Source organism: Streptomyces sp. CC208A (genome assembly GCF_030010625.1).
In the GTDB taxonomy this organism is placed as follows: domain Bacteria; phylum Actinomycetota; class Actinomycetes; order Streptomycetales; family Streptomycetaceae; genus Streptomyces.
Map to the genome: position 1 here is coordinate 29,315 of NZ_JASCXN010000001.1, position 20,059 is coordinate 49,373.

Annotated in this window: 20 protein-coding genes; 8 read left to right on the forward strand and 12 right to left on the reverse strand. The window is 71.2% G+C overall.

The features are described from left to right. Positions 1-56 precede the first annotated feature (56 nt). The 9 genes from QK442_RS00125 to QK442_RS00165 all read right to left on the reverse strand — a co-directional run bounded on the left by QK442_RS00125 (position 57) and on the right by QK442_RS00165 (position 7,591). A complete protein-coding gene (locus QK442_RS00125; protein ID WP_282691651.1) occupies positions 57-422 on the reverse strand; it encodes a metal-sulfur cluster assembly factor in 366 nt (121 codons plus the stop codon). Beyond that, positions 419-892 (reverse strand): Fe-S cluster assembly sulfur transfer protein SufU, encoded by a 474-nt coding sequence (gene sufU / locus QK442_RS00130; RefSeq protein ID WP_282691652.1) that lies wholly within the window; start codon positions 890-892, stop codon positions 419-421. The genes QK442_RS00125 and sufU overlap by 4 nt, the downstream gene beginning before the upstream one ends. A gap of 14 nt (positions 893-906) precedes the next feature. Further along, on the reverse strand, positions 907-2,175 hold the full coding sequence (locus QK442_RS00135) for a cysteine desulfurase (protein ID WP_282691653.1): 1,269 nt from the start codon (positions 2,173-2,175) through the stop codon (positions 907-909). Beyond that, complete coding sequence (gene sufC, locus QK442_RS00140; RefSeq protein WP_282691654.1) at positions 2,172-2,936, reverse strand: Fe-S cluster assembly ATPase SufC; 765 nt, start codon at positions 2,934-2,936, stop codon at positions 2,172-2,174. Before sufC ends, QK442_RS00135 begins: the two co-directional genes overlap by 4 nt. A gap of 7 nt (positions 2,937-2,943) precedes the next feature. Continuing rightward, on the reverse strand, positions 2,944-3,261 hold the full coding sequence (locus QK442_RS00145) for a bifunctional 3-phenylpropionate/cinnamic acid dioxygenase ferredoxin subunit (RefSeq protein WP_030322524.1): 318 nt from the start codon (positions 3,259-3,261) through the stop codon (positions 2,944-2,946). Beyond that, positions 3,261-4,481, reverse strand: coding sequence for a Fe-S cluster assembly protein SufD (gene sufD / locus QK442_RS00150; protein WP_282691655.1), 1,221 nt, complete (start codon positions 4,479-4,481; stop codon positions 3,261-3,263). Before sufD ends, QK442_RS00145 begins: the two co-directional genes overlap by 1 nt. A 59-nt stretch (positions 4,482-4,540) precedes the next feature. Then, positions 4,541-5,956, reverse strand: a complete 1,416-nt coding sequence (gene sufB / locus QK442_RS00155) for a Fe-S cluster assembly protein SufB (protein WP_282691656.1) — start codon at positions 5,954-5,956, stop codon at positions 4,541-4,543. Further along, complete coding sequence (locus QK442_RS00160; protein ID WP_282691657.1) at positions 5,953-6,678, reverse strand: transcriptional regulator; 726 nt, start codon at positions 6,676-6,678, stop codon at positions 5,953-5,955. Before QK442_RS00160 ends, sufB begins: the two co-directional genes overlap by 4 nt. Positions 6,679-6,781: 103 nt before the next feature. Beyond that, positions 6,782-7,591: a DUF72 domain-containing protein gene (locus tag QK442_RS00165; RefSeq protein WP_282691658.1), complete on the reverse strand. Its 810-nt coding sequence runs from the start codon at positions 7,589-7,591 to the stop codon at positions 6,782-6,784. Positions 7,592-7,736: 145 nt separating this feature from the next. On the opposite strand from QK442_RS00165, the gene QK442_RS00170 reads away from it, so the two are divergent. The 3 genes from QK442_RS00170 to QK442_RS00180 are packed head-to-tail and all read left to right on the forward strand — an operon-like array spanning position 7,737 to position 10,484. After that, positions 7,737-8,681, forward strand: a complete 945-nt coding sequence (locus QK442_RS00170) for an ABC transporter ATP-binding protein (protein ID WP_282691659.1) — start codon at positions 7,737-7,739, stop codon at positions 8,679-8,681. Then, positions 8,678-9,442 carry an ABC transporter permease gene (locus QK442_RS00175; RefSeq protein ID WP_282691660.1) on the forward strand — a complete coding sequence of 255 codons (765 nt, stop codon included), beginning with the start codon at positions 8,678-8,680 and terminating at the stop codon, positions 9,440-9,442. The genes QK442_RS00170 and QK442_RS00175 overlap by 4 nt, the downstream gene beginning before the upstream one ends. A gap of 52 nt (positions 9,443-9,494) precedes the next feature. Continuing rightward, a complete protein-coding gene (locus tag QK442_RS00180) occupies positions 9,495-10,484 on the forward strand; it encodes a COX15/CtaA family protein (protein WP_282691661.1) in 990 nt (329 codons plus the stop codon). Between the two features lie 28 nt (positions 10,485-10,512). Here the strand turns inward: QK442_RS00180 and QK442_RS00185 are convergent, their stop codons facing one another. From QK442_RS00185 to QK442_RS00195, 3 genes are all read right to left on the reverse strand, one after another. Then, positions 10,513-11,592 carry an amidohydrolase family protein gene (locus tag QK442_RS00185; RefSeq protein ID WP_282691662.1) on the reverse strand — a complete coding sequence of 360 codons (1,080 nt, stop codon included), beginning with the start codon at positions 11,590-11,592 and terminating at the stop codon, positions 10,513-10,515. Between the two features lie 92 nt (positions 11,593-11,684). Further along, positions 11,685-12,029 (reverse strand): hypothetical protein, encoded by a 345-nt coding sequence (locus tag QK442_RS00190; protein WP_282691663.1) that lies wholly within the window; start codon positions 12,027-12,029, stop codon positions 11,685-11,687. Between the two features lie 93 nt (positions 12,030-12,122). Further along, complete coding sequence (locus QK442_RS00195; RefSeq protein ID WP_282691664.1) at positions 12,123-13,070, reverse strand: heme o synthase; 948 nt, start codon at positions 13,068-13,070, stop codon at positions 12,123-12,125. A gap of 372 nt (positions 13,071-13,442) precedes the next feature. On the opposite strand from QK442_RS00195, the gene tkt reads away from it, so the two are divergent. Genes tkt through pgl form a run of 5 tightly spaced genes read left to right on the forward strand, consistent with a single transcriptional unit; the run spans position 13,443 to position 20,036 of the window. Beyond that, positions 13,443-15,530 (forward strand): transketolase, encoded by a 2,088-nt coding sequence (tkt, locus tag QK442_RS00200; RefSeq protein WP_282691665.1) that lies wholly within the window; start codon positions 13,443-13,445, stop codon positions 15,528-15,530. Positions 15,531-15,566: 36 nt separating this feature from the next. Continuing rightward, positions 15,567-16,691 (forward strand): transaldolase, encoded by a 1,125-nt coding sequence (gene tal / locus QK442_RS00205; protein WP_282691666.1) that lies wholly within the window; start codon positions 15,567-15,569, stop codon positions 16,689-16,691. 5 nt (positions 16,692-16,696) lie between these two features. Continuing rightward, positions 16,697-18,229 (forward strand): glucose-6-phosphate dehydrogenase, encoded by a 1,533-nt coding sequence (gene zwf, locus QK442_RS00210; RefSeq protein WP_282691667.1) that lies wholly within the window; start codon positions 16,697-16,699, stop codon positions 18,227-18,229. Continuing rightward, complete coding sequence (gene opcA, locus QK442_RS00215; RefSeq protein ID WP_282691668.1) at positions 18,226-19,275, forward strand: glucose-6-phosphate dehydrogenase assembly protein OpcA; 1,050 nt, start codon at positions 18,226-18,228, stop codon at positions 19,273-19,275. The genes zwf and opcA overlap by 4 nt, the downstream gene beginning before the upstream one ends. Then, the gene (gene pgl, locus QK442_RS00220) at positions 19,272-20,036 is read left to right on the forward strand and encodes a 6-phosphogluconolactonase (protein WP_282691669.1); all 765 of its coding nucleotides are present in this window, start codon (positions 19,272-19,274) and stop codon (positions 20,034-20,036) included. The genes opcA and pgl overlap by 4 nt, the downstream gene beginning before the upstream one ends. The last annotated feature ends 23 nt before the right edge of the window (positions 20,037-20,059 follow it).

Here is a 20,059-nt window from a genome sequence, read left to right on the forward strand (position 1 = left end):
GGACACGAAGAGGCCCCCGGCACACTGCCGGGGGCCTCTTCTCGTGCGGTCACCGCTCAGACGTTGAAGCCCAGCGCGCGGAGCTGCTCGCGGCCGTCGTCGGTGATCTTGTCCGGGCCCCACGGGGGCATCCAGACCCAGTTGATCCGCAGCTCGTTGACGATGCCGTCGGTGGCGGCGCGGGCCTGGTCCTCGATGACGTCCGTCAGCGGACAGGCCGCCGAGGTCAGCGTCATGTCCAGCGTCGCGATGTTGGAGTCGTCGATGTGGATGCCGTAGATCAGGCCGAGGTTGACGACGTCGATGCCCAGCTCGGGGTCGACGACGTCGTACAGCGCCTCGCGGATCTCCTCCTCGGAGGCCGGCTTCACCGTGGCCGTCTCGGCCTGCTCGGTCGCGTTCTCGGTCACGTTCTCGGTCATGCCGACTTCCTCACAGACTTCTGGTCGTCTCCGCCCAGTGCCTGGGCGGTCGCGTCCTTCCACGCCATCCAGCTGAGCAGCGCACACTTCACCCGGGCCGGGTACTTGGAGACGCCGGCGAACGCGACCGCGTCCTCCAGCACCTCCTCCATGGCGTCGTCCGGCTCGACCTGGCCCTTGGACTGCATCAGCTCCAGGAAGGTCTCCTGGATCTTCTGCGCCTCGGCCAGCTCCTTGCCGACGAGGAGCTCGTTGAGGACGGAGGCCGACGCCTGGCTGATGGAGCAGCCCTGGCCCTCGTACGAGACGTCCTCGACGCGGTCGCCGTCGTACTTCACGCGGAGCGTGATCTCGTCACCGCACGTCGGGTTGACGTGGTGCACCTCGGCGTCGCCGTCCCGCAAGCCCCGCCCGTGCGGGTGCTTGTAGTGGTCCAGGATGACGTCCTGGTACATCGAATCCAGCTTCACAGCGCTCAGCCGCCCTATCCGAAGAAGTTACGGACGTGCTCCAGCCCCTCGACCAGGGCGTCGACCTCGGCCGGAGTGGAGTACAGGTAGAACGACGCCCGCGTGGTCGCAGGAATTCCGTACCGCAGGCAGACCGGCCGCGCGCAGTGGTGGCCGACCCGGACCGCGATGCCCTGCTCGTCGAGCACCTGCCCCACGTCGTGCGGGTGGATGTCGCCGAGCGTGAAGGAGATCGCCGCGCCGCGGTCCTCGGCCGTGGTGGGGCCGATGATCCGCAGGTCCGGGACCTCCTGGAGGCGACGGACGGCGTACTCGGTGATCGCGTGCTCGTGGCGCGCGATGTTCTCCATGCCGATCGCCGACAGGTAGTCCACGGCCGCGCCGAGACCGACGGCCTGGGCGATCGGGGGCGTACCCGCCTCGAACTTGTGCGGGGCCGGCGCGTAGGTGGAGGAGTGCATCGAGACGGTCTCGATCATCTCGCCGCCGCCGAGGAAGGGCGGAAGGTCCTCCAGGAGCTCCTGCCGTCCCCACAGCACGCCGATGCCGGTCGGGCCGCACATCTTGTGGCCGGTGAAGGCCACGAAGTCGGCCTGGAGCGCCTGCACGTCGAGCACCATGTGCGGGGCGGCCTGGGAGGCGTCGATGCAGACGAGGGCACCGACCTCCTGGGCGCGCCGGACGATGGTCTCGACCGGGTTCTGGGTGCCGAGCAGGTTGGAGACCAGCGTGAAGGAGACGATCTTCGTCTTCTCCGTGATGACCTCTTCGATGTTCGACAGGTCGAGGCGGCCGTCGTCGGTGAGGCCGAACCACTTCAGCTTCGCGCCGGTGCGCTGCGAGAGCAGCTGCCACGGGACGATGTTGGAGTGGTGCTCCATCTCCGTGATGGCGATCTCGGTCTCGTGGTCGACCCGGTAGGGGTCCTCTGCCCAGCCGAGCATGTTGGCCACGAGGTTGAGCGACTCCGAGGCGTTCTTGGTGAAGATCACCTCATTGCGGCTCGGCGCGTTGACGAAGGCGGCGACCTTGTCGCGGGCGCCCTCGTACAGCGCGGTGGCCTCCTCGGCGACCGTGTAGACGCCGCGGTGGACGTTGGCGTTGTGCCGCTCGTAGTAGGCGTTGAGCGCGTCGAGGACCTGCCGCGGCTTCTGCGAGGTGGCCGCGGAGTCCAGGTACACGATCTTCTTGCCGTCGTGGACCGTGCGATCCAGGAGCGGGAAGTCCTTGCGGATCGCCTCGGTGTCGAGGAGGCCGGTCAGCCCCTGATGGGCGGAAGTCACGCGGATGCGCCACCCTTCACGTACTTGTCGTAGCCCTCGTTCTCCAGCTGGTCGGCGAGCTCGGCGCCGCCGGACTCGACGATGCGGCCGTTCGCGAACACGTGCACGAAGTCGGGCTTGATGTAGCGCAGGATGCGCGTGTAGTGGGTGATGAGGAGGGTGCCGACCTCGCCCGTCTCGCGGACGCGGTTGACGCCCTCGGAGACGATGCGCAGGGCGTCGACGTCGAGGCCGGAGTCGGTCTCGTCGAGGATCGCGATGCGCGGCTTGAGGAGTTCGAGCTGGAGGATCTCGTGGCGCTTCTTCTCACCGCCGGAGAAGCCCTCGTTGACGTTGCGCTCGGCGAAGGCCGGGTCCATCTGGAGCTTCTCCATGGCCTCCTTGACCTCCTTCACCCAGGTGCGGAGCTTGGGGGCCTCGCCGCGGACGGCGGTGGCGGAGGTGCGCAGGAAGTTGGAGACCGAGACGCCGGGGACCTCGACCGGGTACTGCATGGCGAGGAAGACGCCGGCGCGGGCGCGCTCGTCGACGGACATCTCCAGGACGTCCTCGCCGTCGAGGGTGACGGTGCCGCCGGTGACCGTGTACTTGGGGTGACCCGCCAGGGAGTACGCCAGGGTCGACTTGCCGGAGCCGTTGGGGCCCATGACCGCGTGGGTCTCACCCTGCTTGATGGTCAGGTCGACGCCCTTGAGGATCTCGCGGGGGCCGTTCTCCGCCTCGACGGAGACGTGCAGGTCGTGGATTTCGAGCGTTGCCATGGGTGACTCAGGACTCCTGGGTGACGGAGACGAGCACATCGTCCCCTTCGATCTTTACGGGGTACACGGGGACGGGGCGCGTCGCGGGAAGGCCGGACGGCTTGCCGGTGCGGAGGTCGAAGCTGGAACCGTGCAGCCAGCACTCGATGGCGCAGTCCTCGACCTCGCCCTCCGAGAGGGAGACGTTGGCGTGCGAGCAGATGTCGTTGATCGCGAACACCTCGCCCTCGGTGTGCACGACCGACACCGGCGTGCCGTCGACCTCGACCCGCTTCGGGGTGTCGGCCTCCAGCTCGCTCAGCGCGCAGACTCGGACGAAAGCCATCAGACGGACGCCTCCAGCTCGGCCTCGACCTTGGCGATCAGGCGCTCCTCGACGTCCGGGAGGCCGATCTGCTGGACCAGCTCGGCGAAGAAGCCGCGGACGACGAGGCGGCGGGCCTCGGTCTCCGGGATGCCGCGGGCCATCAGGTAGAAGAGCTGCTCGTCGTCGAAGCGGCCGGTGGCGGAGGCGTGTCCCGCGCCGGCGATCTCGCCGGTCTCGATCTCCAGGTTCGGCACGGAGTCGACCCGGGCACCGTCGGTGAGGACGAGGTTCCGGTTGAGCTCGTAGGTGTCGGTGCCCTCGGCCGCGGCCTGGATGAGGACGTCGCCGATCCACACCGCGTGCGCGTCCTGGCCCTGCAGCGCGCCCTTGTAGGCCACGTTGGAGGTGCAGTGCGGGGTGTTGTGGTCGACGAGGAGGCGGTGCTCCTGGTGCTGGCCGGCGTCGGTGAAGTACAGGCCGAAGAGCTCGGCGGAGCCGCCGGGGGCGGAGTAGCTGACGCGCGGGTGGAGGCGGACGAGGTCACCGCCGAAGGTGACGACGACCGACTTGAAGGAGGCGTCCCGGCCGAGCAGCGCGTTGTGCTGGGCGACGTGGACGGCGTCCTTCTCCCAGTCCTGGACGGAGACGACGGTGAGCTTGGCGCCGTCGCCGAGGACGAAGTCGACGTTGGCGGCGAGCACCGCGTCACCGGTGTGGTCGATGACGACGACGGCCTCGGCGAAGGCGCCGAGCTCGACCACCTGGTGACCGAAGGCGACCCCGCCCTGACCGTGCACGGCGATCCGGATCGGCTCGGTGAGGACGGCCTCCTTGGCGACGGTGACGACCGAGGCCTTCTCGAAGGAGGAGTACGCCTGGGCGGCGACGCGGTCGACCGGCTTGCCGGCCTTGCGCAGGCGCCCGTCCTCGCGGCCGACGGTCTCCACGGTGACGCCCTCGGGGGCCTCGACCTCGACGCGGACGCCCTCGCCGGTGGCGACGGCGGTGCCGTCGTGCAGACCGCGCAGGCGGGCGAGCGGGGTGAAGCGCCACTCCTCCTCGCGGCCGTGCGGGATCGGGAAGTCCGCGACGTCGTAGGACGGCGGGGCGCTCATGCGCGTGGCGACGGTGGACTCGGCGGCCACCGCGATCGAGCCGGCGGTGGTGGAGCCCACCGGTGGGGGCGCCCCCTGCCCGAGCTTGTTCGAGGGCTTGGGGGAGTTCTGAGCCTCAGCCATGGCTGTCGTCTTGCTCTCTTCCTGCGTACGTGTGAGTCGGTCGCTGCGGGGGCGGTGGCTTAGCCGACCGCGCCCTCCATCTGCAGCTCGATCAGCCGGTTCAGCTCCAGCGCGTACTCCATCGGCAGCTCCTTGGCGATCGGCTCGACGAAGCCGCGGACGATCATCGCCATGGCCTCCTGCTCGGTCAGGCCGCGCTGCATCAGGTAGAAGAGCTGGTCCTCGGAGACCTTGGAGACGGTGGCCTCGTGGCCCATGGTCACGTCGTCCTCGCGCACGTCCACGTAGGGATAGGTGTCGGAGCGGGAGATGGTGTCGACGAGCAGGGCGTCGCAGAGCACGTTCGACTTGGCGCCGGGGGCGCCCTCGCCGATCTCGATGAGGCCGCGGTAGGAGGTGCGGCCGCCGCCGCGCGCCACCGACTTGGAGACGATGGACGACGAGGTGTTCGGCGCCATGTGGACCATCTTGGCGCCGGCGTCCTGGTGCTGGCCCTCGCCCGCGAAGGCGATGGAGAGCGTCTCGCCCTTGGCGTGCTCGCCCATGAGGTAGACGGCCGGGTACTTCATGGTGACCTTGGAGCCGATGTTGCCGTCGACCCACTCCATGGTGGCGCCCTCGTAGGCGACGGCGCGCTTGGTCACCAGGTTGTAGACGTTGTTCGACCAGTTCTGGATCGTCGTGTAGCGGCAGCGGCCGCCCTTCTTCACGATGATCTCGACGACCGCGGAGTGCAGCGAGTCGGAGGAGTAGATCGGGGCGGTGCAGCCCTCGACGTAGTGGACGTAGGCGTCCTCGTCGACGATGATCAGCGTCCGCTCGAACTGGCCCATGTTCTCCGTGTTGATGCGGAAGTAGGCCTGGAGCGGGATCTCGACGTGCACGCCCTTCGGCACGTAGATGAACGAGCCGCCGGACCACACGGCGGTGTTCAGGGAGGCGAACTTGTTGTCGCCGACCGGGATGACGGTGCCGAAGTACTCCTTGAAGAGCTCCTCGTGCTCCTTCAGCGCGGTGTCGGTGTCGACGAAGATGACGCCCTGCTCCTCCAGGTCCTCGCGGATCTGGTGGTAGACGACCTCGGACTCGTACTGGGCGGCGACACCGGCGACGAGGCGCTGCTTCTCCGCCTCCGGGATGCCGAGCTTGTCGTACGTGTTCTTGATGTCCTCCGGCAGGTCCTCCCAGGACTCGGCCTGCTTCTCGGTGGACCGCACGAAGTACTTGATGTTGTCGAAGTCGATGCCGGTGAGGTCGGAGCCCCAGGTCGGCATGGGCTTCTTGTCGAAGAGCTTCAGGCCCTTGAGACGGAGCTTCAGCATCCACTCGGGCTCGTTCTTCTTCGCGGAGATGTCGCGGACGACGGCCTCGTCGAGGCCTCGCTGGGCGGTCGCGCCTGCTACGTCGGAGTCGGCCCAGCCGTACTCGTACCGACCCAGGCCCTCGAGCTCGGGGTGGCTGATCTCGGTGGTCATGCGGGCTTCCTCCCGGCCGTGCTTGCGGATGCTGTCTCAGTGGTCTGTGGGGCGCCGTGCGGGATGAAGGTCGTGCAGACGCCGTCACCATGGGCGATGGTGGCCAGGCGCTGGACGTGGGTCCCGAGGAGGCGGGAGAAGATCTCCGTCTCCGCCTCGCACAGCTGCGGATACTGCTCGGCGACGTGGGCGACCGGGCAGTGGTGCTGGCAGAGCTGCTCGCCGACCGGCGCGTTGCGCGCAGTGGCAGCGTACCCGTCCGCCGTCAGGGCCCTGGCCAGCGCCTCGGCCCGCCGCTCGGGCTCGACCGACTCGACGGCCTCCCGGTAGGCCGCGGCCTGGGCCTCGATGCGGTCGCGGGCGAAGGCGGCGACGGCGGCCTCTCCCCCGGCGTTGCGCTCGATCCAGCGGAGCGCCTCGACGGCGAGGGAGTCGTACGACTGGTCGAAGGCGTCCCGGCCGCAGTCGGTGAGGGCGAAGACCTTCGCGGGGCGGCCGCGGGTACGGGCTCCGTAGACGCGCTTCTCGCGGGCCTCGACGACCTGCTCGGCGACGAGCGCGTCGAGGTGCCGGCGGACGGCGGCCTGGGTGAGGCCGAGCCGCTCCGCGAGGTCGGCGACGGTGGACGGCCCGTGGTCCAGGATGGAGCGCGCGACCCGGTTGCGCGTGGATCGCTCACGGGTCGCGAGTTCCTCCGACGGAGCCGCGCCAAGGTTTTTCACAACGCCATTGTTGCGTAATTAATCAGGCAGTGACAAGCCGCGCCCTGAGCGGTGACGATGGCGTGCATCACTCAGGTAAGGCTTACCTGACCTGCGGAAACGATCATTCGTAGGATGAATCGCGCCCACTCTGACCAGCCGTTTCCCGGTCGTTCACCGGCTCCGCAGGCAGGGCCACCGGCCGCCCGGCGGCGCTCATCAGCCCCCGGAAGACGGCCGCGTCACGGACCGCCTCGACCCCCGGATCGTTGTTGAAATAGACGTACGCGTCGAACCTCTCCGGCCAACCCCCGGCGAGCCGCTCCACCCACCCCTCCAGCGCCCGGCGGCCGTACGCCGGCCAGGGCCGGGCCCGGCCCTCGTGCAGCCGCAGATAGGCCCAGTCCGCCGTCCGCCACAGCGGGGTCACCGGCCGCGACCGCCGGTCCGCCCAGCACAGCGCCGCGCCCCGCTCCACCAGCACCGCCTCGGTCCGGTCCGTCCACCAGGAGGCGTGCCGCGGCTCGACCGCCACCCGCACCCCCGCCGGGAAACAGGCGAGCACCGCGTCGAGCAGCCCGGCGTCGGCCCGCAGCGACGGAGGGAACTGGAGCAGGACCGGCCCGAGCCGGTCCCCTAGCGCCTCCGCCCGCCCCATCAGCTGCGCCACCTGCTCCTCCGGCTCCCGCAGCCGCTCGACGTGCGTCAGCCGGCGGTTCGCCTTGACCGCCATGACGAAGCCCTCGGGCGTCCGCTTCCGCCAGGCGGCGAAGGTCTCCCGCGCGGGCAGCCCGTAGAAGGCGCTGTTGTTCTCCACGGTGGCGAACCGGCGCGCGTACTCCTCCAGCCAGAGCCGCTGCGGCACGCCCTCGGGGTAGAACGTGCCCCGCCAGTCCCGGTACTGCCACCCCGAGGTTCCGACGAAGACCGTCATGCCAGGCCCCTGCCCCGCGTACGCCCGGACCATCCGCCCGGGCGTCGGCAGGAGGACCCGCACACGGGCCCCGCCCCGCACGCGCCCGGTCCCTCCGCCGGGGCCGCGGCCCGGCCCGTACCGGCGGGTCCTTAGACTTCCCCGCATGCGAAACGAGTCCGCCGACAGGGCCGACACCGCCGTCCGCGTCCGCGGCCTGGTCAAGCGGTACGGCACCAAGACCGCCGTCGACGGCCTCGACCTCGACGTGCGCACCGGCACGGTCACCGCCGTCCTCGGCCCCAACGGCGCCGGCAAGACCACCACGATCGAGACCTGCGAGGGCTACCGCCGCCCCGACGCCGGGACCGTCCGCGTCCTCGGCCTCGACCCGGTCGCCGACGCCGCCGCCCTGCGCCCCCGCATCGGCGTGATGCTCCAGTCCGGCGGCGTCTACTCCGGCGCCCGCGCCGAGGAGATGCTGCGCCACATGGCGAAGCTGCACGCCCACCCCCTCGACGTCGACGCCCTGATCGAACGCCTCGGCCTCGGCTCCTGCGGCCGTACGGCCTACCGGCGGCTCTCCGGCGGCCAGCAGCAGCGGCTCGCCCTCGCCATGGCCGTCGTCGGCCGCCCCGAACTGGTCTTCCTCGACGAGCCCACCGCCGGCCTCGACCCGCAGGCCCGCCGCGCCACCTGGGAGCTCGTCCGCGAGCTGCGCGCCGACGGCGTCACCACCGTCCTCACCACCCACTTCATGCAGGAGGCGGAGGAGCTCGCCGACGACGTCGCCATCGTCGACGCCGGCCGGGTCGCCGCCCAGGGCAGCCCCGAGCAGCTCTGCCGCGGCGGCGCCGAGAACACCCTCCGCTTCACCGGCCGCCCCGGCCTCGACCTCGGCTCGCTGCTCAAGGCGCTCCCGGACGGCACCCAGGCCGCCGAGCCGCTGCCCGGCACGTACCGGATCACCGGCACCGTCGACCCCCAGCTGCTCGCCACCGTCACCACCTGGTGCGCCCAGCACGGCGTCATGCCCGACGGCATCTCGGTCGAGCGCCACACCCTCGAAGACGTCTTTCTGGAGCTGACCGGCAAGGAGCTGAGGTCGTGAGCGCAGGCACCTACTCCCCGAAGCCGGGGGCCGCCCCCGTCGGGCGGATGATCGCGGCGCAGACCGCCCTGGAGACGCGGATGCTGCTCCGCAACGGCGAGCAGCTCCTCCTCACGGTGATCATCCCGTCGCTCCTGCTCGTGCTGTTCTCGACCGTCGACATCGTCGACACGGGCGACGGGAAGGCCGTGGACTTCCTCGCCCCCGGTGTCCTCGCGCTCGCCGTGATGTCCACCGCCTTCACCGGCCAGGCCATCGCGACCGGCTTCGAGCGCCGCTACGGCGTCCTCAAGCGGCTCGGCGCGTCCCCGCTGCCGCGCTGGGCCCTGATGACCGCCAAGACGCTCTCCGTCCTGGTCACCGAGGTCCTCCAGGTCGTGCTCCTGACCGTCCTCGCGTTCGCCCTCGGCTGGTCCCCGCACGGCAACCCGCTCGCCGTCCTGCTCCTCCTGGTCCTCGGCACCGCCGCCTTCTCCGGGCTGGGGCTGCTCATGGCGGGCACGCTGAAGGCGGAGGCCACCCTCGCCGCCGCCAACCTGGTCTTCCTGCTGCTCCTGGTCGGCGGCGGGGTGATCGTCCCGCTGGAGAAGTTCGGCGCGGCCGGTGAGGTCCTGGCGCTGCTGCCGATCGCCGTCCTCTCCGACGGCCTCAGGGACGTCCTCCAGGACGGGGCGGGCATGCCGTGGGCGAACGCCGGGGTCCTCGCGGTCTGGGCCGTCCTGGGGCTCGGCGCGGCGGCGAAGTTCTTCCGCTGGGAGTAGCGGGAACGCCCCAGAGGGTGACGTGTCCTGACAAGCCACCCCTAGTGAAAGCGTGCACAAGCCCGCCCCTACGATAGGGCCCGTGCAGACCCCCCTCGCCTTCATCGCCCAGCGCTGGACCCCGTCCCCCCGGACGCTCCGGCGCGCCGCGCTCTCCGCCGTCGTGATGAGCGTGCTGATCATCGTGACCGGCGGCGCGGTCCGGCTGACCGGCTCCGGTCTCGGCTGCGACACCTGGCCCAAGTGCACGGACGACAGCCTCATCGTCACCGCCGAGCAGGGCTTCCACGGCTACGTCGAGTTCGGCAACCGCATGCTGACCTACGTCCTGTCGGCGGCCGTCGGCTGGGCGATCATCGCCGCCCGCTCCGCCAAGCCGCGGCGGCGGAACCTGAGCCGCTGGGGCTGGGCGCAGTTCTGGATCGTGATGAGCAACGCCGTCCTCGGCGGCATCACGGTGTGGATGGGCCTCAACCCGTGGACGGTGGCGGGCCACTTCCTCGCCGCCAACGCGCTGCTCACCGTCGCCGTGATCACCTGGCACCGGGCCGGCGAGGGCGACACGCCCGCACGCCCGCGCGTGCCGAAGCCGGTACGGAAGCTGTCCTGGGCGATCACGATCGTGTCGGCCCTGCTGATCGCGCTCGGCACGACGGTGACCGGCGCCGGCAAGCACGCGGGCGACAGCAGCGACGTGCCCCGCATGCCGTGGGACTGGACGAACGCCGCCCACCTCCACGCGGTCTCCGCCTGGGCCGTCTGCGCCCTCGCCCTCGCGATGTGGCTGGTCCTGCGCGTGGTCGACGCCCCGGACGACACCCGGGCCCGCGCCCGCGACCTGCTGATCGTGCTGCTGCTCCAGGGCGGCATCGGTTACGTCCAGTACTTCACCGGTGTCCCGGAGCTCCTGGTAGCCGCCCACATGCTCGGCTCGTCCCTGATGTGGATCGCGGTGCTGCGCCTGGCCCTGAGCCTGCGCGAGCGCCCGATCGCCACTCCGGAGATCCCGGCCCAGCCCGACCCGGAGCTCGCGAAGGCCTGAGAGCGTCGGCGCGGGTCCATCGGCAGCCTCAGCCCAGCCGGTAGACCCGCGTCGCGTTGTCCGCGGCGATCATCGAGGCGACCCGCTGCGCGTCCGTACGGGACCAGGCGCCGTCCGCCACCCAGGCGCCGAGCACGCGGCCGAGGGCGGTGCGGAAGGCGCTGGCGGCGACCACGTGGAGTTCGGGCAGGCCGCGGGCGCCGCTGGAGTAGAGCAGCTTGCCGAAGGGGGCCAGCTCCAGGACCTCGGCGAGGACGTCCGCCGCCCGTGCCCCGGTGTGCGCGAGGGCGGCGCCCAGATCCGCGTAGACGTGCGGGAAGGCCCCGGCCAGCCGGGCGGCCGTCCGGTGGTGCGGGGAGCCGTGCAGCAGGACGAGGTCGGCGCCGAGCCCGGTCGTGGCGGCGGCGAAACCGGCGAGCCCCGCCGGGTCCCGGTCCGCGGTGTGCAGCTGGAGCGGCCGGCCCGCGCCCACCGCGGTCCACAGCAGGTGGCGCAGGAGCACCGGCGAGTCCAGGGGGCCTCCGGCGGGCCGGTCCGCGAGCCAGCGTCCGGCGGCCCGGCGGGCCTCGCCGCGCCCGGGGGGCTCCGCGGCGGCGCCGAGGCCGCAGCGCGGGGCGGAGACCGAGGAGAAGGCCACGGAGCGCACGGCGGCGTCCTGGACGGCCTCGGTGAGGTTGGCGAGGAAGCCGTCGACGGTCCCCGAGGTGTCGGCGACCTGCTCGGCGAGGGGTTCGAGGCGGACGATCTCGTGGGCGCGGGCCCCGCCGGCGGCGGCCAGCTCGGCGGGCCCGGTGAGGTCCCCGGGCAGGCCGGTGTCCACGAGGTACGTGGCGATGCCGGCGCCCCGCAGCAGCCGGCGGCCGGTCTCGGCGACGCCGAGCTCGCGGCGGCGGGCGAGGTAGCGGACGGGCGGGCAGTGCGGTTCGAGCCCGAGGAGCGGCGGGCACCAGCGGCGTACCGCGAAACCCGTCTGGGTGTCGAAGAAGGTGGTGCCGGAGGCCGGCAGGACGGCGGCCGGACCGAGGTGGGCCTCGAAGGTGCCGAGGCCCAGCTCCGTCCGGAGCACCCCGTGGCAGTACTGGTCCACCAGGCGCGGCGTGTCGATCATCTCGGGGGCTCCCTGCGTGGGCGTGTCTCCACACGTCCTAACGGGTGAGCCCCGTGCGAGGTTGTTGCCTGGCGCCGGTCCCGGTGGGCGGTTCAGCTGTTGGAGGGGCCGCCGAGCTGGATGCCGGCCATGCGGGTCCACTCGTACGGGCCGGTGACGACCTTGGCGGCGAACTCGCCGTCGAACTCGTCGTGCAGGGTCAGCCCGGCCTTCTCGGCGGCCTGCCGGGCGATCTCGTGGGTGGGGGCCACCAGGTCGCCCCAGCCGCCGTCCTCGCCGACGAGGACGATCCGGGTGCCGGCCTGGCCGATGTGGGCGAGCTGGCCCTCGGCGCCGCCGTGCTCCTTGGCGAAGGCCCGGATCTCCTTGGCCAGCTTGGCCGCCTTGCGCTCGGCGCGCGGGGAGACGGCCGTGGTGTCTTCCTTGGTGTCTGCCATGACAAGGATGCTACCGAGCGGTAGATCGACTGACGACGGCCGGGCCGCGTGGGACACCCCACACGGCCCGGCCGTCGCCGGGAAGGACGGTGTCTACCGCAGGAAGGGGTCCACCGCGACCGCCACGAAGAGCAGCGACACATAGGTGATGGACCAGTGGAAGAGGCGCATCTCCTTGAGCTTCGCGCCGGTGACCTCCGCCTTGGCGCGGTTGAGGAGCGCGTGCGCCTCCCAGAGCCACCAGCCGCCGGTGACCAGGGCGACGGCGGTGTAGAACCAGCCGGTGTAGCCCAGCGGGGTGAGCAGCAGCGAGACCGCGACCATGACCCAGCTGTAGAGGACGATCTGCCGGGCGACGACCTTGTTGGAGGCGAGGACCGGCAGCATGGGCACGCCCACGCGCGCGTAGTCCTCCTTCACCTTCATCGACAGCGGCCAGTAGTGCGGCGGCGTCCAGAAGAAGATGACCATGAAGAGGACGACGGCGGCCCAGGACATCGAGTTCGTGACCGAGGACCAGCCGATGAGGACAGGCATGCAGCCGGCGATGCCGCCCCAGACGATGTTCTGCGCGGTGCGCCGCTTCAGGATCATCGTGTAGACGACCACGTAGAAGAGGAGCGCGCCCAGCGACAGCCACGCGGAGAGCCAGTTGACGAGCAGGCCGAACCAGAGCGTGGAGACCACCGCGAGGGTGAGGCCGAAGACCAGGCCCTCGCGCGGCGAGACCATGCCGGTGACCAGCGGGCGCTGCGAGGTGCGGTCCATCAGCGCGTCGATGTCGCGGTCGATGTACATGTTGAGCGCGTTGGCGCCGCCGGCCGACAGGTAGCCGCCGAAGCAGGTGGCGAGCACCAGCCAGAGGTCGGGGATCCCCTGTTCGGCGAGGAACATCACCGGGACGGTGGTGATGAGCAGCAGTTCGATGATCCGCGGCTTGGTCAGCGCCACGAATGCCTTGACGCGGGCCCCGAACGGCCGATGGCCCCCCGGGCTGGGAGTCAAGACGACCCCTGCGGGTCGGGACTCGACGGCCGTCACGCACACCCCTGACAGAGAAATCCCAGCAAGCCCCCCGGAATAAAGGCGGGGTGAAACTTGCGCGTACCACGCCACTGTAGACGTTGCCCATAGGCCGGTCTTCGCGGGGGTGGGGTCGTGTTGGCGGGGGTCACCCGGGGGCGGGCGTCCGGCCTCATGCCGACGGGCGTCCGGCCTCGTATCAAGGGGTGGACACCCTTCGGCGCGCCGTTCGGGAGGCGAAGCGCGGCGGCCACCGGCACTCTTGCCGTGTGCCGCTCATTTGAGGGGCATGGACACGAAAAGAGGGGGCTTTTTCGGGGGTAGGCTCGACACCGCCGGTACACCCTCAGTCACCGGCTACAGACATGTGGAGAGGAGCCCTGACCCAGGGTGAGCACTAAGCCGACCACCACAGACCTCCAGTGGACCGAATTGGACCAGCGGGCCGTCGACACCGCCCGCATCCTGGCCGCGGACGCCGTACAGAAGGTCGGCAACGGCCATCCCGGTACGGCGATGAGCCTCGCGCCGGCCGCGTACACCCTCTTCCAGAAGGTGATGCGCCACGACCCGTCCGACCCCGAGTGGGTCGGCCGCGACCGGTTCGTGCTCTCCGCTGGCCACTCCTCCCTGACCCTGTACACCCAGCTGTACCTGGGCGGCTTCGGTCTGGAGCTCGACGACCTCAAGGCGTTCCGCACCTGGGGTTCGAAGACCCCGGGCCACCCCGAGTACGGCCACACGGCCGGTGTCGAGACCACCACGGGTCCGCTGGGCCAGGGTGTCGCGAACGCCGTGGGCATGGCGATGGCCGCCCGTTACGAGCGCGGCCTGTTCGACCCGGAGGCGGCCCCCGGCACCTCCCCCTTCGACCACCGCGTGTACGTGATCGCCGGTGACGGCTGCCTCCAGGAGGGCATCTCCGCCGAGGCGTCCTCGCTCGCGGGCCACCAGAAGCTGGGCAACCTGATCCTGCTGTGGGACGACAACCACATCTCGATCGAGGGCGACACCGAGACCGCCGTGTCCGAGGACACGATGAAGCGGTACGAGGCGTACGGCTGGCACGTGCAGCGCGTGGAGCCGCAGCAGAACGGCGACCTGGACCCGGCCGCGCTGTACGCGGCGATCCGGGCGGCCGAGGCCGAGACCGAGCGTCCGTCGTTCATCGCGATGCGCTCGATCATCGCCTGGCCGGCGCCGAGCGCGCAGAACACCGAGGCCGCGCACGGCTCGGCGCTCGGCGACGAGGAGGTCGCGGCCACCAAGCGCGTCCTGGGCTTCGACCCGGAGCAGAGCTTCGAGGTCTCCGACGAGGTCATCGCCCACACCCGCGCCCTCGGCGACCGGGGCCGCGAGGCCCGCGCCGCGTGGGAGAAGCAGCTCTCCGAGTGGCGTACGGCCAACCCGGAGCGGGCCGCCGAGTTCGACCGGATCCAGGCCAACGAGCTGCCGGCCGGCTGGGAGGAGAAGCTCCCGGTCTTCGAGGCGGGCAAGAGCGTCGCCACCCGCGCCGCCTCGGGCAAGGTCCTCCAGGCGCTCGGCGAGGTCGTCCCCGAGCTGTGGGGCGGCTCGGCCGACCTCGCGGGCTCGAACAACACGACGATCGACAAGACGTCCTCCTTCCTCCCCGAGGGCAACCCGCTGCCGGAGGCCGACCCGTACGGCCGCACGATCCACTTCGGCATCCGCGAGCACGCCATGGCCGCGGAGATGAACGGCATCGCGCTGCACGGCAACACCCGGATCTACGGCGGCACCTTCCTGGTCTTCTCGGACTACATGCGCAACGCGGTGCGCCTGTCGGCCCTGATGCACCTGCCGGTGACCTACGTGTGGACGCACGACTCGATCGGTCTCGGCGAGGACGGCCCGACCCACCAGCCGGTGGAGCACCTGGCCTCGCTGCGCGCGATCCCGGGCCTGAACGTGGTCCGCCCGGCCGACGCCAACGAGACGGCGATCGCCTGGCGCGAGATCATGAAGCGGCACACGCGCGAGTACCTGAAGGGCGCGCCGCACGGTCTGGCGCTCACCCGCCAGGGTGTGCCGACCTACGCGCCGAACGAGGACGCGGCCAAGGGCGGCTACGTGATGTTCGAGGCCGAGGGCGGCACGCCCGAGGTCGTCCTCATCGCGACCGGTTCCGAGGTGCACCTGGCCGTCGAGGCCCGCGAGCGGCTCCAGGCGTCCGGCGTCCCGACCCGGGTGGTCTCGATGCCGTCGGTGGAGTGGTTCGAGGAGCAGGACCAGGCGTACAAGGACTCCGTCCTGCCGGCCTCGGTGAAGGCGCGGGTGGCGGTCGAGGCCGGTGTCGGTCTGACGTGGCACAAGTACGTCGGTGACGCGGGCCGGATCGTCTCCCTGGAGCACTTCGGCGCCTCGGCCGACGCCAAGGTCCTCTTCCGTGAGTTCGGTTTCACGCCGGAGGCCGTCGTGGCCGCCGCCCGGGAATCGATCGACGCCGCCGCGCGCTGACGCGGATACGTACGACTTATTGGAGATGCAACTCTCATGACAGACGCTCTCAAGCGCCTCTCCGACGAAGGCGTCGCGATCTGGCTGGACGACCTCTCGCGTCAGCGGATCACGTCCGGCAACCTGGCCGAGCTCATCGACCAGTCCCACGTGGTCGGCGTGACGACCAACCCGTCGATCTTCCAGAAGGCGATCTCCGAGGGGCACGGCTACGACCAGCAGCTGGCCGACCTCGCCTCCCGCAAGGTCACCGTGGACGAGGCCATCCGCATGATCACGACGGCGGACGTCCGTGACGCCGCCGACATCCTGCGCCCGGTCTTCGACTCGACGGACGGCCAGGACGGCCGGGTCTCCATCGAGGTCGACCCGCGCCTCGCCCACGAGACGGCCGCCACGATCGCCGAGGCGAAGCAGCTGGCGTGGCTGGTGGACCGCCCGAACACGCTCATCAAGATCCCGGCCACCCAGGCGGGTCTGCCGGCGATCACCGAGGTCATCGGTCTCGGCATCAGCGTGAACGTGACGCTGATCTTCTCCCTGGAGCGCTACCGCGCGGTCATGGACGCCTACCTGGCGGGCCTGGAGAAGGCCCGCGAGCGCGGCCTCGACCTGTCGAAGATCCACTCGGTGGCGTCCTTCTTCGTCTCCCGCGTGGACACGGAGATCGACAAGCGCCTGGACGGCATCGGCACCGACGAGGCCAAGGCGCTCAAGGGCAAGGCGGCCCTGGCCAACGCGCGCCTGGCCTACGAGGCGTACGAGGAGGTCTTCTCGGACTCCTCGGAGCGCTGGGCGGCCCTGGACAAGGCGCAGGCCAACAAGCAGCGTCCGCTGTGGGCCTCGACCGGCGTGAAGGACCCGGCGTACAAGGACACGCTGTACGTGGTGGACCTGGTCGCCCCGGGCACGGTCAACACCATGCCGGAGGCGACCCTGGAGGCCACCGCCGACCACGGCGAGGTCGCCGGCGACACCGTGCGCGGCACGTACGACGCCTCCCGCGAGGTCCTGGAGGCCGTCGCCAAGCTGGGCATCAGCTACGACGACGTGGTCCAGCTCCTGGAGGACGAGGGCGTCGAGAAGTTCGAGGCGTCCTGGAACGACCTGCTCGGCTCGACCGAGGCGGAGCTCAAGCGCCTCGCCCCTTCGGAGGGCTGACCACAGTGAGCACCGTCCACGGAGCCAACCCGCTCCGTGACGCCGCAGACCGACGGCTCCCGCGCATCGCGGGGCCGTCGGGCCTGGTCATCTTCGGCGTCACGGGCGATTTGTCCCGTAAGAAGCTGATGCCCGCCGTCTACGACCTGGCCAACCGCGGCCTGCTGCCGCCGGGCTTCTCGCTCATCGGCTTCGCCCGCCGCGAGTGGCAGGACGAGGACTTCGCGCAGGAGGTCCACGACGCCGTCAAGCAGCACGCCCGCACCCCCTTCCGCGAGGAGGTCTGGCAGCAGCTGATCCAGGGCATGCGCTTCGTCCAGGGCGACTTCGACAGCGACGAGGCCTTCGAGCAGCTCAAGGACACCATCGAGGAGCTGGACAAGGCGCAGGGCACCGGGGGCAACTTCGCCTTCTACCTGTCCGTGCCGCCGAAGTTCTTCCCGCTCGTCGTCCGGCAGCTGAAGAAGCACGGCCTGGCCGACCAGAAGAACGGCTCCTGGCGCCGCGCCGTCATCGAGAAGCCCTTCGGCCACGACCTGGCCTCCGCCAAGGAGCTCAACGAGGTCGTCCACGAGGTCTTCCCGCCCGAGGCGGTCTTCCGCATCGACCACTACCTCGGCAAGGAGACCGTCCAGAACATCCTGGCGCTCCGCTTCGCCAACACCCTCTTCGAGCCGATCTGGAACCGGTCGTACGTCGACCACGTGCAGATCACCATGGCCGAGGACATCGGCATCGGCGGCCGCGCCGGCTACTACGACGGCATCGGCGCCGCCCGTGACGTCATCCAGAACCACCTGCTCCAGTTGCTCGCGCTGACCGCGATGGAGGAGCCCGCCTCCTTCGACGCCGACGCGCTCGCCGCGGAGAAGACCAAGGTCCTCGGCGCCGTCCGGCTGCCCAAGGACCTGGCGACCTCCACCGTCCGCGGACAGTACGCGGCCGGCTGGCAGGGTGGCGCGAAGGCCGTCGGCTACCTCCAGGAAGAGGGCATCGACCCCCAGTCGAAGACCGACACCTACGCGGCGATCAAGCTGGGGATCGACAACCGCCGCTGGGCGGGCGTCCCCTTCTACCTGCGCACCGGCAAGCGGCTCGGCCGCCGGGTCACCGAGATCGCGGTGGTCTTCCAGCGCGCCCCGCACTCCCCCTTCGACCACACGGCGACGGAGGAGCTGGGCCGCAACGCCATCGTCATCCGGGTCCAGCCGGACGAGGGCGTCACCGTCCGCTTCGGCTCCAAGGTGCCGGGCACCCAGATGGAGATCCGGGACGTGTCGATGGACTTCGCCTACGGCGAGTCCTTCACCGAGTCCAGCCCCGAGGCGTACGAGCGGCTCATCCTCGACGTCCTGCTCGGCGACTCCAACCTCTTCCCGCGCGTGGAGGAGGTCGAGCTGTCCTGGAAGATCCTCGACCCGATCGAGAAGTACTGGGACACGCACGGCAAGCCCGCCCAGTACGAGTCCGGGACCTGGGGTCCGGTCGAGGCGGACGAGATGCTCGCACGAGACGGCAGGAGCTGGCGGCGGCCATGAAGACCGACCTGACGGACACCACGTCCTCCAAGATCAACAAGGCGCTGGTGCTCGGGCGGCGGGCGATCGGCACCCCGGCCGTCGGCATGGTGCTCACCCTCGTGATCGTCACCGACGAGGAGAACGCCTACGACGCGCTGAAGGCGGCCAACGAGGCGTCCCGCGAGCACCCCTCGCGGACCCTCGTGGTGATCAAGCGGGTCTCGCGCACGCCGCGGGACCGGGCCAAGACCCGGCTCGACGCCGAGGTCCGCCTCGGCGCCGACGCCGGTTCCGGGGAGACGGTGATCCTCCGGCTGTACGGCGAGGTCACCGACCACGCCCAGTCGGTGGTGCTGCCGCTGCTCCTCCCGGACGCCCCCGTCGTCGTCTGGTGGCCGGTGAGCGCGCCGACCGACCCGGCGAACGACCCGCTGGGCGCCCTCGCCCAGCGGCGGGTGACCGACACGTACGCCGCCGAGCAGCCCATCGAGGAGCTGACCGCGCGCGCGGACGCCTACACCCCCGGCGACACCGACCTGTCGTGGACCCGGATCACGCCGTGGCGTTCGATGCTGGCCGCCGCGCTCGACCAGGTCCGCTGCGAGGTGACCTCGGCCGACGTGGAGGGCGAGGAGTTCAACCCGAGCGTGGAACTGCTCGCGATGTGGCTGGCCGAGCGGCTGAAGGTGCCGGTGCGGCGCTCGAAGTCGACGGGCCCCGGCCTCACCTCCGTACGGCTGCAGACCAGCGCGGGCCCGATCGTGCTCGACCGGCCCGACGGTTCGCTCGCCACCCTCTCCATAGACGGCCAGCCGGACCGCGCGGTGGCGCTCAAGCGGCGCGAGACGGCCGAGCTGATCGCGGAGGAGCTGCGCCGGCTCGACCCGGACGACACCTACGCGGCGGCCCTGAAGTACGGCCTGGAGCGGCTCGACGAGGAGGCGGCCGTCACCGCCCCCGCGCCCGAGGAGCCGGTGGACGTCACGGCGGAGCCGGTGGCCGCCGAGCCGGTGAAGAAGGCCCCCGTCAAGAAGACCCCGGCGAAGAAGGCGGCGGCGAAGTGAGCACTCCCCAGCTGGTGGTCCACCGGGACAAGGAGCTGATGGCCGAGGCCGCCGCGGCCCGGCTGATCACGCGGATCGTGGACGCCCAGTCCGCCCGGGGCACCGCCTCGGTCGTGCTGACCGGCGGCCGCAACGGCAACGGGCTGCTCGCCGCGCTCGCGGCGGCGCCCGCCCGGGACGCGGTCGACTGGTCGCGGCTCGACCTGTGGTGGGGCGACGAGCGGTTCCTGCCCGAGGGCGACCCGGAGCGGAACGTCACCCAGGCCCGCGAGGCGCTGCTCGACCGGGTCCCGCTGGACCCCGCCCGGGTGCACGCCATGCCGGCCTCGGACGGCCCGCACGGGGACGACGCCGACGCCGCCGCGGCGGCCTACGCGGCCGAACTGGCCGCCGCGGCGGGCCCCGGCGGCCGGGTGCCGGCCTTCGACGTGCTGATGCTCGGCGTCGGCCCGGACACCCACGTGGCCTCGCTCTTCCCGGAGCTCCCGGCGGTCCGCGAGACCGGGCGGACGGTGGTGGGGGTGTACGACGCGCCCAAGCCGCCGCCGACCCGGATCTCCCTGACGCTCCCGGCGATCCGGGCGGCCGAGGAGGTCTGGCTGCTGGCGGCCGGCGAGGACAAGGCGAAGGCCGCGGCCCTCGCGCTCTCCGGCGACGCGGACGAGGTGCGGACCCCGGCGGCCGGTGCCTACGGCCGCGAGCGCACGCTGTGGCTGATGGACACGGCGGCGGCCTCGGAGCTGCCGCGGGGCCTGTACTGACGGAGCCTCACGCACGGCCCCAG